The sequence below is a fragment of the Vibrio sp. 1457 genome, from assembly GCF_033340195.1.
Classification (GTDB): Bacteria; Pseudomonadota; Gammaproteobacteria; order Enterobacterales; family Vibrionaceae; genus Vibrio; species Vibrio alginolyticus.
In genome coordinates this window covers 201,409-218,173 of sequence record NZ_JAWOWA010000006.1, presented here as the reverse complement: position 1 = coordinate 218,173, position 16,765 = coordinate 201,409, and the positions used below count along the sequence as shown (strand labels likewise).

The following is a 16,765-nucleotide window of genomic DNA, read 5'->3' as shown; positions in this document are numbered from 1 at the left end:
CCTAGAATTCGTATTTTGCATTTAGCGTGAAGTAGCGCCCAGGCTCCGTTGAGTAACGCTTACTTTCCTCAGCGATACCCGCTACGTCTTGGTATCGGATGTACTCTTTGTCGAACAAGTTGACGATGTTTGCGCTAACACGAAGGTCTTTGGAAACGTAGTAAGTTGCGCCAATATCAAACGTATTCCACGCGCTTGTCTGCGCACACTCTGTCGCTAGGCCAAGCGTGGTCTGGCATTTAGGAACGCGATCCATAGCAGCGGCCCAGTTCCAAGCCACGTAAGCATTGAAGTCTTGGTTGGCGTATTTCAGTTGAGCGTTACCTTCGAATGGCGTAATGCTTCGAACGTATTCGCCTTCCGCGTCTTTGCCATCTACGTAGCCAAACTTAGTGCTGATGTCCCATTGTTTGGTGAGCGCGTAACCCGCAGAAAGCTCTGCGCCATATGTCTCTACGCCGTCAAGGTTTTGGTACTGTTTGATGTAATTACCAGTGCTTGAGTCAAAGCCTGTGGTCACAACATCGATGAAGTTTTCAAACTTGTTGTAGAACACAGACGCATAGACATGCGCACGACCGTTATCGAACTTGTTACCAATTTCAAATGAGTCCGAAGTCTCAGCTTCTAGGTCTAAGTTAGGTGCGATAACAAAAGGCGTCAGCGGCACGAAATCATGGTTCACGAAGCCATATGCTTTGTCATATTCCGGAGCACGGTAACCGTGGTTGTACGACACATAAACGATGTTGTTGGCAAACATTTCACGAGAAACCGACAGGCTTGGAGACACCTCTGAGCTATCCATGTCCTTTAATGGGAAGCCGCCCACTTCGCCCTCACCGTCCGGCGTTAAACGGTGCGCATCAAAGCGTAGGCCGCCAGTGATGGTCCATTTATCCAGTTCCACCATGTCTCGAACGTACAAACCAATGTTATAAGCACGAGCAGGAGCGAAAGGTTGTTTGGTCGAAGGCGTTACCCCGTTCCAATCAATCTTGGAATCGCTATCTGTGCGTTCGTAATAGTCAGTAGAAAGCTCGACACCGTAAGCCAATTGGTGCTCTGCATTTGCTGCATAAATCGTATTGGTGAAGTCACCACGGAAGCCTATTGTTTCGTCGATGAAGGTTTTGTGTTCCAGCTCGCGACGTTTGGTGATCAAACCATTGTGATCCACTTGGCGCATTAAACGATTGGTGTCTTCCACGACTTCGGTGTGACGCCAGTAAACTTTGGTATCCAACTCTTCGAACCAAGTTGGATTAATCGGTGTCACCTCCGCACCAATGTAAGCGCTGTACTCTTCAGAGGTTTCATCTTCAGCAAAGTCTTCAATATGCCAAATGCCATCAGGTTGAATGGACGGTGATCCCTCCAAACGCTCTTGATTCTGGGTGTAGAGTTCCGCTTTGGCTTTCAACATCACCTCTTCATTGAAAAAGTGGTTGATCGTATAAGCACCGCTGTAACCATCGAGGTCGCGGTTATACAAATCTTCATCAAAGTTACGTGTCTCTTGTCCTTGCCAGTATGAAACGTTAAACAAACTCTCTGTATCACCGGAACGGAAAGCTAGATTACTCGTGCCTTTGTACTTGTTGCTGATATCGGTGTAAGTACCGGAAACATCGGTGTAGAAGTCTTTGTCTTTTAAGAAATCACCCGGCTGGCTGGATTCTAAAATCACCACACCGCCGATCGCGCCAGAGCCATGCACCGAAGAACTTGCCCCTTTAATGATTTGCAGCGATTCAAAATTGGATAAATCAAAAGTATCTCGCCCAACGGCATCATTAATGTCATTCGCACCGAAGCCATCCGCAGAACGAATGCCATCACGAACGATCATAATGCGGTTACCCGTCATACCACGGATGGTAATGTTTTGCGGACGTCCTGCACCGCCCGTCACGCTTACACCAGGTTCGTTACGCAGCACGTCATATAGCTCGGTCTCGCCTCTTTCTTCGATTTGCTCGTTTGTGATAACCGCGACACTACCTGCCACTTTTGACAATGGCTGATCGATTTTATTGGCGGTTACCACCACCTCTTCCATTGAGAAAACCTTAGATTCGGCGTGCACTTGACTGGCAGCAAGTACCGAAAGTACTGCCGCTGACACTGGGGTAAGCTTCATTTACTGCTCCGCTTTAGATGTTTTAATGAGTGATAGTAGAAATGCGTATTCTTTTGCTTGTTGTTCTTGCGCTTGTCGCGGGTCCATTTGGTGGCCCGAATTAAAATTAGTTTGCAACAAGTACGGCCCGTTGCGCTCACTTAACGCTGAAACTTTAGCGAGATACTTAGCGCCTTCCCAATATGGCACGCGCTGATCGATTAAACCGACTTGAACAAACATGGGTGGGTAAGCGTCTTTATGGATATTGAGAATCGGATCGTACGCCTTCATTAACGCCAATTGTTCAGGTTTGGTTGGGTTACCCCATTCGCCATACTGCTGTGTGGTAAGCGGAAGTGAGGTATCCGACATACTTGCAACCACATCAACAAAAGGCACTTTAAGTACGACACCTGAAAACAATTTAGGATCTTGATTAACCGCTCCGGCCACCAACGTGCCACCAGCACTAGAACCGATGGCGAAAACCTCTCTATTGCCACGTTCGAATGTTTGCAGCGCCTTCGCGGCCGCGACAAAATCACCAATAGAATTGGCTTTTCGCACACCACGGCCTTGCTCGTGCCATTCATCGCCAAAGTACCCACCGCCACGGACATGGGCGATAGCGTAAATCACACCTTGGTCGAGTAAACTGATAACCTGAGGCATAAAGTACGGTTTCATCGTAAAACCATACGCGCCGTAACCGTAAATCATCACAGGAGATTGTGGGTGCAATTTGTCTTTGCGATACGCCAAAGAGACCGGGACAGAAACCCCGTCGTGCTTAATAAAAATACGTTGGGATACATAACGCTGACTATCAAAGTCTTGGTAAGCATCTTGAGAGTACAAGGATTTATTCAGCGTTTTTACATCGAACTCTTCCCACTGAGGAGGCGTAGTCATCGACATGCTTCGGATACGAATCTTGTTTGATTCAAAATCGCCCAACGTGCTTAGCCAAGCGACATGACCATCGTGTTCCAATGGCAGTATCACTTTTTCCTGACCTTGGTAAGAATACACCGTCAAAGTCGACACATTGTTTGGCTTGCTAAGTGCCACAACTCCTGCATCATAAAGGTAGAACTGTTCAAGCGGCTCACGAGGATTGGTAAAGCGTTGCCATGTTGCGCCAAGCGGTGCGAGTTCGGCTTGGTAAAGGGCGAACTTTCCTTCCAGGTTGCTTTTAAGATAAATGTAACCTTTCGCCACATCCGCGTAATATTCAACACCCACTTCAGGCTTTCGCAATGAATCTGAGACAGTGCCCGTTTCTAGATCGACAAGCTTCTGCTCTGTTGTTGACTCGTTGTTGCTTTGCAGCACAGCATAACGGCTATCTGCCGCACGATAGAAAGAAAGTAACCAATCTGACTTGGGTTCATTCCATAGGACTGTTTTTGCCAAAGATTCAGTGGAGATACTTAAGATCTGATGAGGTCGCTGAGTGCGCTTTTCCTTTGCAACGAGGAATGCCACTTTTCCGTTAGGTGATAACAATACGCCACTATCGACGTGCGTCGCCAGTTCCGTAGATTGACCGGAGAGTAAATCAACAACCACAGCACGATATTGTTCGCTGCCGTCGATATCTTCCGTGAAAAGTAGCGTGTCACCATTCACTTGCCATTGACCAAGTTGGTAGTACTGATGCGCAGATTGTCGTTCATCGAAATCGAACACCACGTTTTCTGGTGCATGTTGACTCGCACGGGATAATAGTAAGTAACGACCATCGCGACGCATTAGCGTCCACTCTCTTCCACTCACGATCGACCATGGCTTATCACCTTTGTCTGCCACCATGGTATCCCACTGCGTTAGTAGGTTTTTTGTCAACGTCTGATAACTTTTTTGGTGCTGTTCAGTTTTGTGGTTTTGTTCTGTTAGGTAGGTAAGAACTCGCTCATCTTTACGAGCATCATCTCGAAGCCAGTTGAAATCATCAGCAGCAAAGCCAGAACTAGAGGTAATTATGAGCCCTAAAAAAACATGAGTAAATTTCATATAGAGAGCGAATTCATTTATAGGATTAATACAATGGCGCGTATTCTGCCCCCAAATAAAAATGAGATCAATTATCATTTTCATAATCATGTGAGATTTTATCTAGTGTGTGAGGAAAAACGTTTGCTTTGACCGAGGTTATAAAACTTAATAACTTCCTAAATTAGCGTTCTATGCTGTTTATATACAACCAGACAGATATAAAAGCTGACTAACGAGTGAGTATGGAAAGACGCGATTTCACCTAGCGACAGACATAAAAAATCCGAGTGCGAACACTCGGATTTTTAAGAACTAAAATCAATGGGAAACTACAGCAGCTTTTACTCTTCAGAGCTCGGTGCCGCTGGTTTTTTCTTAGGGATGAAGACATCATCACCCACAGATACGTTTTTGTAGAAGCTCTTGTCACGCTTAGCTGGTTTTTTCGCCGATTTTTTCGCTTGAGGGCGAGCTTTCTTTGCGGTCGCTTTCTTATTGCGGAAATCTGGTTTAGGTGGCTTAAGGCCTTTAAACTTACCTTTCAAATCTTCGAACAATGAAAACTCAAGATCTTGTTGTAGGTATGCTTCTACACGTTTAAAGCTATCCCAGTCTTTTGGACCAACAAGAGAGATTGCATCCCCTTTATTTCCAGCACGACCAGTACGACCAACTCGGTGTACGTATTCTTCGGTATGCTTTGGCATATCGAAGTTGATGACGTGTGTCACAGTTGCAATATCCAAGCCGCGGGAAGCAACATCAGTCGTTACAAGGATCTTAAATACTGCGCGCTCAAACTGACTCATAATGGTGTTACGTTGAGTCTGGTTCAAGTTACCACTTAGTGCTACAGCCTTCAGTTTCTTTTCGTTCAGCTTTTCTGTTAGTCGCTCAGTATCATCACGCGTTGCCGTAAAGATAATAACTTGACGGTATTCAGCCTCAGAAAGAACACGAGCTAAAATTGCCTCTTTATGATCTAGGTGATCACACAAGTAAAATTTTTGCGTGATATCTTTATGTTCTTCGTTAGAAACGCCGATAGCAATTCGCTTTGGCGCATTGAGCATTTCAGCCGCGATTTCATTGACGTCTGCATGATCTAATGTCGCAGAGAACATCAACGTTTGACGACGACGATGCTTGGCTGCTTTATGAATGCGACGAAGCTCTGGTGCAAAGCCCAAATCCAACATACGGTCTGCTTCGTCAAGAATCAGCGTTTCCAAACCATCCAGATAAAGCGAACGATGATCTAAGTGATCAGCCAAACGTCCTGGTGTCGCCACGATAAATTTCGGGTAACGACGCAGAGCTTTTACCTGATCGTTAAAGTTCTCACCACCCAAAATCAGTGCTGCTTCATAAGATAGGCCAGCTAGCATAGAACGAAGCTCACCATATACTTGTTTCGCTAGCTCACGAGTAGGAGCAAGGATTACCGCGCGAGGGTCTTTCGCAGAAAACGATTTTGTCTTTAAAGACTTATGAAGCATTGGCAATACAAACGCCAAAGTCTTGCCCGAACCTGTTTTCGAAGATGCCAATAGATCCTTGCCTGCAATCGCAACAGGAATCGCCTGTTGCTGAATGTCAGTCGCTTTTTTAAAATCGTAGTGTTTTAGGTTCTTCAACAATCGGTTGTCTAGGCCTAGATCTTTAAATTGCAAAGTATTCTCCAATAAATCAGTCAGCGTCTGAGCGCTCTGTAGTGTCGTTTCCGCTCTAACGCAGCAAAAAAATAAAGCTCGGTATAATACCGCAAATCATAGGAGTATAGATAGAGATCACACAAACTAATTCCCTGTGGTAACGGTAAAACATCATTTGTGGCTCAGTTCAGAGCAAAGACTAGCCTTTTTGATGAGCAGCTGGACAGGAAGTTTAGAGAAAAGCCGTTCAAATATGCCTTCTATCCATCAACAAAACGACTTAAATAGCAGTTATTTGGGCCAATAAACTTTCATTTGTGTCAATATCGTCTAAATTATTGATATCAGGAACGTGGCAAATACACCTGCTATGAAAACTGTTGTGAGAACGAAATAAAGGATAGGTAGTTAAACTTTGTTAAGTTCAGGTAAAAGTTGACGTCAGGTACTCCATGAAATTCTTGGGTTTTTTTGACTTTTGCTACATCATGTACTGATAAAATGTAACCACATTTAACCTCGCTACTGTATAAAATAATAGTTAGTGGCGAGACTTTCACTATAAGCAAGGAGTTCTTATATGAACAAAACGTTGATCGCAGCTGCAGCAACTTCAGTACTTCTACTAGCCGGTTGTGCTTCTTCTGATGACGCAGCTACAGCAAATGCAGCAAAATTAGACGAACTAAGCAACCAAGTTAGCCAACTAAGCCAAGACGTACAAGCTCTTCAATCTGACGTTCAAAAATCAGGCGCAGCAGCAATGGCTGCTCAAGAAGAAGCTGAGCGTGCTAACGAGCGTATCGATAACATCGCTCAGTCTTACACTAAGTAAGATTTGATACCGCGTCTTAACGCCCGTTAAGGCGCGGTTATTTCGACAGGAACCCCATTCTGTGCAGCGATTGCTGCTTTAGCCTTCACGTTTTTCATACCGAATTCATCCAGCCACCACTTTAACTCTTTCGGCACTTTGAGTTCATCTTTCTCGCCATTACTACGAGTCAAAGGCTCATGTGCTTCTAAGAACACACTTCTGTCAGGCTCAAGTGTCATTTTGATAGGCTGGTTAATGATGTTAACGTCTTCGCCGTTACGAACCTTGTCAAATAACCACTCAATGTCACTTGGGTCCATACGAATACAACCCGCGCTGACTCGCATACCAATCCCAAAGTCCTTGTTGGTACCATGAATTAGGTATTCGCCATTCCCGTAAGCTAAACGCAATGCAAACATACCAAGTGGATTATCAGGCCCCGCAGGAACAACGGCTGGTAGGTCAATGCCCTTTGCTTTGTACTCGGCACGAATAGAGGCTGGAGGAGTCCATGTAGGGTTCGGTCGTTTTTGGCTGATACGCGTTGTCATTACTGGGGTATCGCGCCCTATTCGGCCAATTCCGACAGGAAATACATGGACAATATCCTCTCCTTTCGGAAAGTAATATAAGCGCAGCTCGGCTAGATTAATAACGATACCTTTATAAGGTACGTCTGGGAGGATTAGCTGTGTCGGAATAGTAAGAACATGCCCCTCTTCTGGTAAGAAGGGATCCACGCCTTTGTTTGCGGCCATTAAACCTAGCATACCCACATCGTAGAGCTTAGCGATATTTGCCATGGTTTCGCCTTCTTGAACGACGTGGTTTTCAAGGCGACCAATTAAACGGCTTCCATCCTCTGGTAATTCGTACATCTTAGCGAATGATAGACCACTCACTAAAGATAACGACACAGATAGCAGGGTACGTTTTGCGAAACTCATTGATCGCTTTTTGCTAAGCATTTCACTCTATTCCTTGGCACTTTTAAAGAGCTGTAAGGTTATCTCTCTTTCTGTCTTGTGATCAACCATCGGCTTGTGATATTCCAGTAAAGAAAAGCCCTCCCAAGTCCAAGGTTTATGGATGTATTTGTTCGGTACACTTTTGATTTCTGGTACCCAGTGGCGCACAAATTCACCATTAACATCGAACTTTTCGCCTTGGCTTATCGGGTTGAAAATACGAAAGTATGGCTGCCCGTCACAGCCCGTAGAGGCAGACCATTGCCAGCCACCATTGTTCGCTGCAAAATCGCCGTCCACCAGCTTACTCATGAAGTACGCTTCTCCCCATCGCCAATCAATATGTAAGTCCTTGGTAAGAAAGCTCGCGACAATCATACGTAATCGGTTGTGCATCCAGCCTGTTTGATTGAGCTGACGCATTGCTGCATCAACGATTGGGTATCCTGTTGTTCCTGTCTTCCATCGCTCAAAGGCTTTCTCATCATAGGACCACTGGATTTTATCCTCCCAATCGATAAATCCTTTGCCTTTGACGAGTTTTGGTTCGAAAACCAATAGGTGCTGATAAAACTCACGCCAAATGATCTCACTTAACCAAGTTGCTTTCCCTTCTGTAAGGTCATTTTGTTGATTTTCAGCATACAAACGAGCAATACACTGCCTTGGTGATAGCGCGCCAATCGCAAGGTATGGAGACAGTTGGCTAGTGCCATCAAAAGCTGGAAAGTCTCGCTCGCTTTGATACGCGTCACTGCGCTCCCGTGCAAATTCCCTAAGCTGCTTCAAAATATCATTAGTCGAAGCCAGCCAGTCTTCACTGGATTCTCGAGGATAACTAAATGTGAAGCTTGAATTAAATCGAGCCGACTCTAATTGTTCGAGTACCTTTTTATTGAGTGGCGCTTGCTCGTGAGGTTTTACTACCGTCGGCATATGGAACTGCGTTAACCAAGCACGCTTGAATGGCGTAAATACCTTAAAATATTCGCCTTGCTTATTAAGAACCGTCGTTGGCGCGTGCACACATTTGTCATGAAACAGTTCAAATTCGATATCGTGAGAAGCTAACGCTTCACTTACTTGTGTATCGAGCTCTCGTTCGTTCACCTCATAGTGAATGTTTGCCATGACAGACGTGGCTTCAAGTGTTTCCGCCCACCCACTAATCACATCTGTACAATCGGAAAACGACGGCACCTCTTTGTACAAAAAAGGAATATTAAGGCTTTCAAGCTCCTCGTTAAGACAGGCTAAGCGACGAGCAATGAGGTCTGCCTGCATCGGCGCCATGTGATGCTCCCGCCACTGCTCTGGCGTCGCGATAAAGCAAGCGACGACAGGCTGACCTGAATCCAATGCCGCTTTGAGTGCCGTGTGGTCTAACGTACGCAAGTCACGTCGAAACCATACTAAAATCATGGTAGCTCCTATCTTTTGTCTACTAAGTTAGGTGTAATTTCTCTATCACTTCAGAGCACCCCATCCGATCACCTAACTGTGCGTGAAGCATTTTGATGGACGCTACTTGTTTAGCAGCTAGTGCTTTATTGGAGAAAAGGTAGATAAACGAACCATTTTCAATGACCTCATGATCTAGTAGACCAGAAACATCATCAACCTTATCGATCAAAGTCGTGTGATACCCTTGTTCACAAAGCTTCGCTGCTTGAATCCAACTCTCAGATTCTCTGTTTTGTTCAAAACTAATGAGCAGACACTTTCCTTTGGAAGCGGCTTTGTTTTCAGAATCGATTACAAGGGCAAGTCGAGTGATCAAACAAGTCTGAAATAACCCCACCTGCAAGGATCGCAACGATCCTTTTACCATATCTAGCGCATCAAATACTGGGCTAATAAACTGATCAATAACGAGTTTTAGTGGGTACTCTCTAAGAACAGAGGCAAGTAAACTCTCTGCTTTTCCTCGATTCAGGGTAGACAGCGCAAGCAGCATGTTTTCAACTTCTTCGAGTGTGCGAACCTCGCTTTTGACTTCGACATCGGCGCTTTTTCCTAGCAGCCCCTTCACTTTACCAATCGAAATCCCCTTCGCGAGCCAGCTCTGGACTTCGCGAATCGTATCGAGATCTTGCTGGCGATAAAGTCTGTGTCCTTTTTCAGTTCGCTGAGGTTGGATCAAGTTGTATCTTCGTTGCCAAGCTCTCAGCGTAACTGGTTTTACACCCGTGATTTCTGCGACATCTCGGATCGCGTATAGTTTTTCTTCTGAACTACAAACCATAGCGTAATCTCATCTCCTGCGGATACGGTTCTAAAAACTTCTGTTTTGCTAAATACTCGTCTGGGTAAGTATTTAAGTAATGCTTAATCAATGTAAGTGGTGCTAGCAGAGGCAGCATTCCGATACGGTAGTCGTGAATCACTGTCGCTAACTCTTCTTTTTCTTCTTTAGTTAGTGAGCGTTTGAAGTACCCTTGTAAATGCATCAACACATTTGTGTTGTTTTTGCGGCTAGCCCGATTCGTTAACGCCTTCATAAGTCCTAAACGATACTCTTGGTAAAAGTCTTCAATTTCATAATTAGCGACATCGGCAACTAAGCGGCCAAGGGAGCGGTATGACTCTGGGTGGTGTGCCATTAACGTCAGTTTGTAGCGCGAATGAAAGTCGATGATTTTGCCACGAGTAGGCTCACCATCCATCGAGTCGTAAAAGTCATTTAGACAAAATACTCGAGTAATAAAGTTTTCTTTCAATACAGGGTCGTTAAGTCTGCCATCCTCTTCAACAGGCAACCAAGGCATTTTTTGCATCAATGTTTGTGTATACAAGCCAACACCTTCTTTCGCAGCACTGTTCTTGCTGTAAACCTTGACTCGCTCCATGCCACAAGTTGGTGACTTGGCACAAACGATGTAACCACAAAGCTGCTCGCTTTGAAGTTCATCTACTTTATTGGCCGAGTAAGTGAGCATATTGTCGGTATGATCATTTTCTGGATTTTTGGTTTCAACCAATGCAACACGCTCTTCATTAGAAACAAGACGAATTGTTGGACGGGGTACTGGCATACCTACGCCGACTTCAGGGCATACCGAAACAAAGTCAAAATACGGGCTGAGCTCTTTAGTCACAAAGTTGCTCACCTTATGACCAGAGTCAAAACGCACTCGTTCACCCAAAACACACGAACTGATACCTACTTTGATTGAAGATTCCATGATGACGCATCCCTATACAAAAAGTTTTGTTGTATAACTTATAGCAAGCCTTTCCAGATTGTACAAGAAAATAAGTTGTACAATTTAATCGTTTTACTTCACTCGAAAGTATTTCGATCAACCAGCTTTCAGAAAAAAGTTTGGCCCAAAAACAAAGAATTTGTGCGCGCAATCGACAAACTGCTCAAAAGCAAATCGATTGATCTTTTGGTTTCAACAGATTTAGTTATCAATAGGAGTTGCAGTTTCTAAATGCGTGGTTTTTGTGACTAAGCTCTCAAGGGGCTACTGTACGTCCCGATATTATTGCCTCAACGAAAACGAACAAGTTCAACAGAATTGGTAATAGCGTTCTATAATAGAGGCGTTTTATCAAAACAAAACTTTGGAGAGCACTTATGGCAACCCCACACATTAACGCACAACCAGGTGATTTCGCTGAAACAGTTCTAATGCCAGGCGACCCGTTGCGCGCTAAATACATCGCTGAAACGTTCCTAGAAGATGTGAAACAAGTTTGTGACGTTCGCAACATGTTCGGCTTTACTGGCACTTACAAAGGCAAAAAAGTTTCTGTAATGGGCCACGGCATGGGTATCCCGTCTTGCTGTATCTACGTACACGAGCTAATCGCTGAATACGGCGTGAAAAACGTTATCCGTGTAGGTAGCTGTGGTGCAGTACGTGACGACGTGAAACTAATGGACGTTGTTATCGGTATGGGTGCTTCTACAGACTCTAAAGTTAACCGTATCCGTTTCAACAACCACGATTTCGCAGCAATCGCTGATTACGGTCTTCTAGAAGAAGCGGTTAACCAAGCACGCGCTCAGGAAGTGCCTGTAAAAGTAGGTAACGTATTCTCTGCAGATCTGTTCTACACACCAGAAGCAGACATCTTCGAGAAGATGGAAAAACTAGGCATCCTAGGTGTAGACATGGAAGCGGCTGGTATCTACGGCGTAGCAGCTGACCTAGGCGCGAAAGCACTGACTATCCTGACAGTTTCTGACCACATCATCCGTGGTGAAAAACTAAGCTCAGAAGAGCGTCAGAAGTCGTTCAACGACATGATGAAAGTTGCACTAGAAACTGCAATCAACATCTAAGAACAAATAGTAAGTAATAATTTGCAGCCAGAGTTATGCTGGCTGCCCGAATTATCCCGAGGGGGCGATTGTGTCTAACGGCGAACTGCCAAAAGACGCAGATGGGTTACAACTCAACTTTTGTAAAACATTGGCGTGTGACAACTTTGGATTGAGTGATGCAAAGCGTTACGTTCTGCAACATGCGAACCCTAAGCGTCCGGCGATGGTATGCCGTGAATGTGGAGCTTTCCCCCCCTTACTTAATAATCGCGATGTCGTGAACGAACTTCATCGCCTGCGGCACGTCCACAGTGACGGGTTGCCTGCTTGCCGTAATGATGATTGCGACAACTTTGGACTCTCTGTCCACACTCACAAACACCTCTATCACGCTTTCGGTTACAGTGGCGATCGCCAACGTTACCGCTGTAAAGTGTGTCAAAGTACCTTTGTCGACAAGTGGTCTGGTGCCAACAAGAAGCTTCAATTTCAAGAGAACTTGATGGGTTTATTGTTTACGGGATATTCCGTACGAGAAATCTGCCGTAAGCTTAGTATTAACCCAAAAACCTTTTACGACCATGTTGACCATATAGCTAGCCGCTGCCGCCGCAAGCTTGCAACCATTGATGCGCGCTGGGTAAACCACGCGACGCATTATGAATTGGCCTCAAACTATATTGCATTGCAACCGAACAGCAATAACGGTGTATATTGGATTGTTTCTGGCGAAGCGCACTCTGGCTATATTCTTTGCCAGCACGTCAATTATTCCGCTGACGAAGAGCCAATCGCAACGCTCGATCATAATCCTTACGATGAGGTGTCTCGTTTTGTTTCCCAGGAGTACGTAGCGGAAGCAAGTGAGCCGCTTGCGGAACCTTCTCATCAACTCAGAGAGCGAATTGACCAAAAATACCAAACAATTTTGGCTCGCGGTAACGTAGAAGATCCTCTTGGTAATCTATCTGTATTTCATTACCCTTCAAAAGGGGCATTAGTCCGTCCGCCATACACCTCGTATGCACACTATTTGCACGTACTTGATATGTGCTGCCCAAACAAACGTGTATCTCTATACATGCCTCAAGATCCCCTACTACGTTCGGCTGCACTGAGCGTTTGTTTACCTCGCATTAAAGAGAAAAGTGTCGACTTGATGTACGTAGAAGAGGACGCTAGTTGGGACATGAGCACTCCCTTTGGCAAAGTCGATATCGCCTATATGAGTTGGTGGCGCGATCGTTGGGCAATCTCTAGTCAAAACGAAAACCACAAAGGCATTTGCTACCTCGCTGGCGATCAAAATGAGCCTGAAAAATGGTTTAACGTTGCGACAACTCGTCATGTGAAGTTTTATCAAAACCGCTTTCAGATTCTTTTCGAAAGCTTCATTAACGAGCCACGTCGCAAATTACGACCTGCTGGTATTTTACCTCTTTTAGATATATTCAGAGCTTGGCATAATTTGTGCTATCAGGATAAACAAGGTCTTACCGCTGCACAAAGGTTAGAAGTCTCTGATGCACCTTTGACAATCAAACAGCTCCTATCGTAGCTATTCTATTGGTAATTTAGATGTAGTAATTAGGGGTTGTAACGGTATACATTACGGCCCCTGATCGTTTACCAAAACGTTATCCGCATCGCTTTGGTAAAGAAACATGCATCTAACCACTTAATATTAGGTGTGATTTCCAGTTCGATAGTCATGGATGTGAACGTTGGATAAAAACCAAATTCAGCTAGAAGATGATCTCACTAAGCTTAAAGGCCAAATAAAATCGGCCCCTAAACATACCTTTAATATTGCGCAGCAATATCGTATCCGCGCGGAACAAATTTTATTTGTGGACGGAGAGATCAAAGCCTTACTCATCATGGCGCAATGCTGTTGGTGCCTAATGGATTACCGACAAGGCTTAAAACTCGTCAAAGACGCTTACAGCAAACAAACACAGCTTGAAACCGACGATCATCTCCCGGAAATTCTCCATCTTTTTGCACTCCAATATTGGGGCCAAGCAAAGTATTATTCCGCGCAACAATATTGGATTAATGCGCTCGAACAATCTGCTCTTGTTGATGATGTTGAAATTCAAATCGAATCTCTAATTGGGCTTGGTAATGTATGGCGCATCACTAATGAACACCAACTTGCCGCTTCAACTCATGAGTTAGCCGTTAAAGTGGCAAACAATGTTCGTATTGCTTGGTTAGAAGGCAAAGCGCGCATCCTATTAGCTTGGGACTATTACTTACTAAATAAGTTTGTCGAGATGCTTACGGTACTGGATGGAGCAACCGAAGTATTAAAAGATCATGATGACAGTACGTGGCAAGCCGAGATCTGGGACTTTAAAGGGTTAGCACTGCTTGGACTAGAACGCCTTGATGCGGCCGAAGAAGCCACCCAAAAAGCCCACCAGCTCGCCATTGAGCATGACCTCGTTTGGATGAAAGCACACTCTTTTATTAGCCGAGCAAGACTTGAGCTTTTGCGCCAAAATACAGACAGCGCTGCCAAGTTGCTACTTGCAGCAGAAGAGTCTGCACTCAGTTTCGACCACGGTGAGCTACTCAGCCAAATTTGCTTCCAACAATCACGAGTCGCTGAAGAACAAGGTGACTTTGAGTCTGCGTTTAACGCGTTCAAGAAATACCGTAAGCACGCACTCAAAATGCTCAAAGAACAAACTCATCGAATCAGCATGGATAAAGCAAGAGGCTCTAAACGCCAACTAGAGCAGCGAGCACGTAAGCTGATCAATCATATTCGCTCTCAACACGAATACGACCCTGAAAAACAGTTCTCTAATGTTGTTTCTGAGACCTACTGGTGGGAACAGTTAGTTTTGTTTAAAACGGAGCTCAAACGCTCTAACCACGCCATCATTATGATTCAGCATTCAAACCCCGAAGTTCTCGATGTTTGTACCGAGCTCGTTCATGCATTGACAACCTCCAGCGACCTCATCTCGAGAATTTCCAGTAACAGGCTAGCAATGTTAATTGCAGAAAAAGGTCAAGCAGCAGAAGAGGTCTACCGCACTGTCCAAGCGATGTTAGACATCTATCCATGGAAGCGACGCGGAATCAAAGGCCCTAAACCGATACTGTATTTGCAAGATATCCTGACCTTCCCATTCACGTTAGAACAGCTCGAAGAAAGTTATATTGAGGTAATGAAGAATGGAACAACTGCTTAGCAAGGTGACTGACGCAGGTATCGATCCTTCTTCCGTTTCAGGTGAAGAAGCGATTACGCTATGGGAACACATAGGGTTACATATTGCGTCAACAAACCGTGAGAAAGCGCATTGCTATATCATTAGCGCCGAGTATCGAAGAGAGATCAAACAGCTCAACGACAGCATTAGTGAATTGAAACAAGCGCTTGAGTTGCTTGTTTTACCAGAGGATGTAGAAGATATTCTTTCTGTGAAAGCAAGCTTGAGTGAGCGTTTAGTTGAAGTAGGTGACTACAATGCGGCATTAACCGAGTATGTTGCTTCAACCAATATCGCCGTCGAGTACGGCTATATTGATGAGTACGTATTGGCCATTATTGGAATGGGTAATTTGTGCGATGCCTATGGGGATCACCAACGTGCATTACGTTATTATCAAAAAATAGATGCTATCGATCACGCTATTGGCAGTCGATCCCTACGCCTTCGTTACAAGCTGTACATGCTTGCCTGCTATATCAGCTTGAACCGTACCGCAGACGCCAAAGAGCTATTGAGTGAATGTGAAGAACTGAGCATTCTCGTCAGTGATAAAAACCTCGCCGCACAAATTCACCTCTACCGAGCCAAATTACATCGTCTGCAAGAAGACTACCCCAATGCGTTGCTGGCTATTTCGAATGTTCAGTATACAACGGGTAGTGCCACTACATACTGGTTATCCACGATGGTCAAAATTGAGACTGCGTATTGTCTAAACGGTGTAGGGCACACTTCTTTAGCTAATTTAACGTTGGACTCCATCAGTAAAAGGATTCAAAAGCAGCTATCTCCTATCGTTACTCAGCATTTTTATAACGCGATGAGTCAAGTTTACGCCTCTCAAGGGTTGTATCAAGAAGCATTAAATTGTGAAAAAAAAGCGCATAGAATCGAATCTGATCTTGTAAAACATATTCCGATCGGTGAGTTAGGGTCTGCTCAACTACGCCGACTTTCACGCTTTGAGTTACAACTCAAACTCATTTTGTCAGAGCTAGAAAACAAAGAACTAAAAGAAACCACCAAGCAGCATAAAAATACTGTTGCTCAGCTACAGCAGGACGTCTTTACCGATCCACTTACGTCTTTACACAACCGACGCTGGTTAGAAGTTAAACTAAAAGATCTACTTCTGCACGATACTGCATTTGCATTGATGGTCATCGATATCGATCACTTCAAATCCATCAATGACGAACTAAGCCACTTGGTGGGCGACAAAGCGATCAAAAGTGTGTCACAGGAACTGGCGTCCTACTTCAGATTTAAAGGCGCATCGTGCGTACGATTTGGTGGTGAAGAGTTCCTCGTGATCCTTGAGAATACCCAACTGGAACGCGCAGAAATGCATGCCGAGAATTATCGTGAACGGATTTATCAATATGGTTGGGACGATATTCTTGGTGAACGGGGGCTGACCGTATCCATAGGGATTACCTTGCATCGAGAAGGCGAGAATACTCAGCGAACTTTTTATCGTGCAGACAAAGCTCTTTATCGCGCCAAAGCCAACGGCAGAAACCAAGTCTGTACCGAACTTTAAACCATGCCCCGGTTGACATCTGGGGCTTTGTTATACTTTTTACTTATCCTTCCTCTATCACTTCACTGTTTGTTTAAATAAGTACTCAGCAACACCTTAACTGCCAATAAACATCAGTGGATACTTACATCGCATAAACATAATTCC

The 16,765-nt window shown here is 44.7% G+C and carries 12 protein-coding genes; 5 read left to right on the top strand and 7 right to left on the bottom strand.

Features of this window, described 5'->3' with window-relative positions; genetic code table 11:
• Nucleotide 1: 1 nt before the first annotated feature.
• From R7Z41_RS09040 to R7Z41_RS09030, 3 genes are all read right to left on the bottom strand, one after another.
• Complete coding sequence (locus tag R7Z41_RS09040) at nt 2-2,143, bottom strand: TonB-dependent hemoglobin/transferrin/lactoferrin family receptor (RefSeq protein ID WP_206970618.1); 2,142 nt, start codon at nt 2,141-2,143, stop codon at nt 2-4.
• Entirely contained in the window at nt 2,144-4,141 is a 1,998-nt protein-coding gene (locus tag R7Z41_RS09035) for a prolyl oligopeptidase family serine peptidase (protein ID WP_206970617.1), read from the bottom strand. It abuts the gene before it with no gap.
• Between the two features lie 323 nt (nt 4,142-4,464).
• The gene (locus R7Z41_RS09030; RefSeq protein WP_206970616.1) at nt 4,465-5,808 is read right to left on the bottom strand and encodes a DEAD/DEAH box helicase; all 1,344 of its coding nucleotides are present in this window, start codon (nt 5,806-5,808) and stop codon (nt 4,465-4,467) included.
• Between the two features lie 550 nt (nt 5,809-6,358).
• On the opposite strand from R7Z41_RS09030, the gene R7Z41_RS09025 reads away from it, so the two are divergent.
• Entirely contained in the window at nt 6,359-6,613 is a 255-nt protein-coding gene (locus R7Z41_RS09025; protein WP_005375145.1) for an Lpp/OprI family alanine-zipper lipoprotein, read from the top strand.
• A 26-nt stretch (nt 6,614-6,639) separates the two neighbouring features.
• On the opposite strand, the gene R7Z41_RS09020 is transcribed toward R7Z41_RS09025, so the two are convergent.
• Genes R7Z41_RS09020 through R7Z41_RS09005 form a run of 4 tightly spaced genes read right to left on the bottom strand, consistent with a single transcriptional unit; the run spans nt 6,640 to nt 10,751 of the window.
• On the bottom strand, nt 6,640-7,566 hold the full coding sequence (locus tag R7Z41_RS09020; RefSeq protein ID WP_005383933.1) for a L,D-transpeptidase family protein: 927 nt from the start codon (nt 7,564-7,566) through the stop codon (nt 6,640-6,642).
• A 6-nt stretch (nt 7,567-7,572) separates the two neighbouring features.
• Nucleotides 7,573-8,988 carry a deoxyribodipyrimidine photo-lyase gene (phrB, locus tag R7Z41_RS09015; protein ID WP_053307915.1) on the bottom strand — a complete coding sequence of 472 codons (1,416 nt, stop codon included), beginning with the start codon at nt 8,986-8,988 and terminating at the stop codon, nt 7,573-7,575.
• A gap of 22 nt (nt 8,989-9,010) precedes the next feature.
• Complete coding sequence (locus R7Z41_RS09010; protein WP_225477345.1) at nt 9,011-9,811, bottom strand: MerR family transcriptional regulator; 801 nt, start codon at nt 9,809-9,811, stop codon at nt 9,011-9,013.
• Complete coding sequence (locus R7Z41_RS09005) at nt 9,801-10,751, bottom strand: YbgA family protein (protein ID WP_005375141.1); 951 nt, start codon at nt 10,749-10,751, stop codon at nt 9,801-9,803. Before R7Z41_RS09005 ends, R7Z41_RS09010 begins: the two co-directional genes overlap by 11 nt.
• A gap of 398 nt (nt 10,752-11,149) precedes the next feature.
• Between R7Z41_RS09005 and deoD the strand changes: the two genes are divergently transcribed.
• The 4 genes from deoD (at nt 11,150) to R7Z41_RS08985 (ending at nt 16,618) form a co-directional block, all read left to right on the top strand.
• Entirely contained in the window at nt 11,150-11,860 is a 711-nt protein-coding gene (deoD, locus tag R7Z41_RS09000) for a purine-nucleoside phosphorylase (RefSeq protein ID WP_005375140.1), read from the top strand.
• Nucleotides 11,861-11,930: 70 nt separating this feature from the next.
• The gene (locus tag R7Z41_RS08995) at nt 11,931-13,400 is read left to right on the top strand and encodes an IS1 family transposase (protein WP_115386793.1); all 1,470 of its coding nucleotides are present in this window, start codon (nt 11,931-11,933) and stop codon (nt 13,398-13,400) included.
• 166 nt (nt 13,401-13,566) lie between these two features.
• Nucleotides 13,567-15,051, top strand: coding sequence for a hypothetical protein (locus R7Z41_RS08990; protein ID WP_005375137.1), 1,485 nt, complete (start codon nt 13,567-13,569; stop codon nt 15,049-15,051).
• Nucleotides 15,035-16,618, top strand: a complete 1,584-nt coding sequence (locus tag R7Z41_RS08985; RefSeq protein WP_053307917.1) for a GGDEF domain-containing protein — start codon at nt 15,035-15,037, stop codon at nt 16,616-16,618. Before R7Z41_RS08990 ends, R7Z41_RS08985 begins: the two co-directional genes overlap by 17 nt.
• Nucleotides 16,619-16,765: the final 147 nt, after the last annotated feature.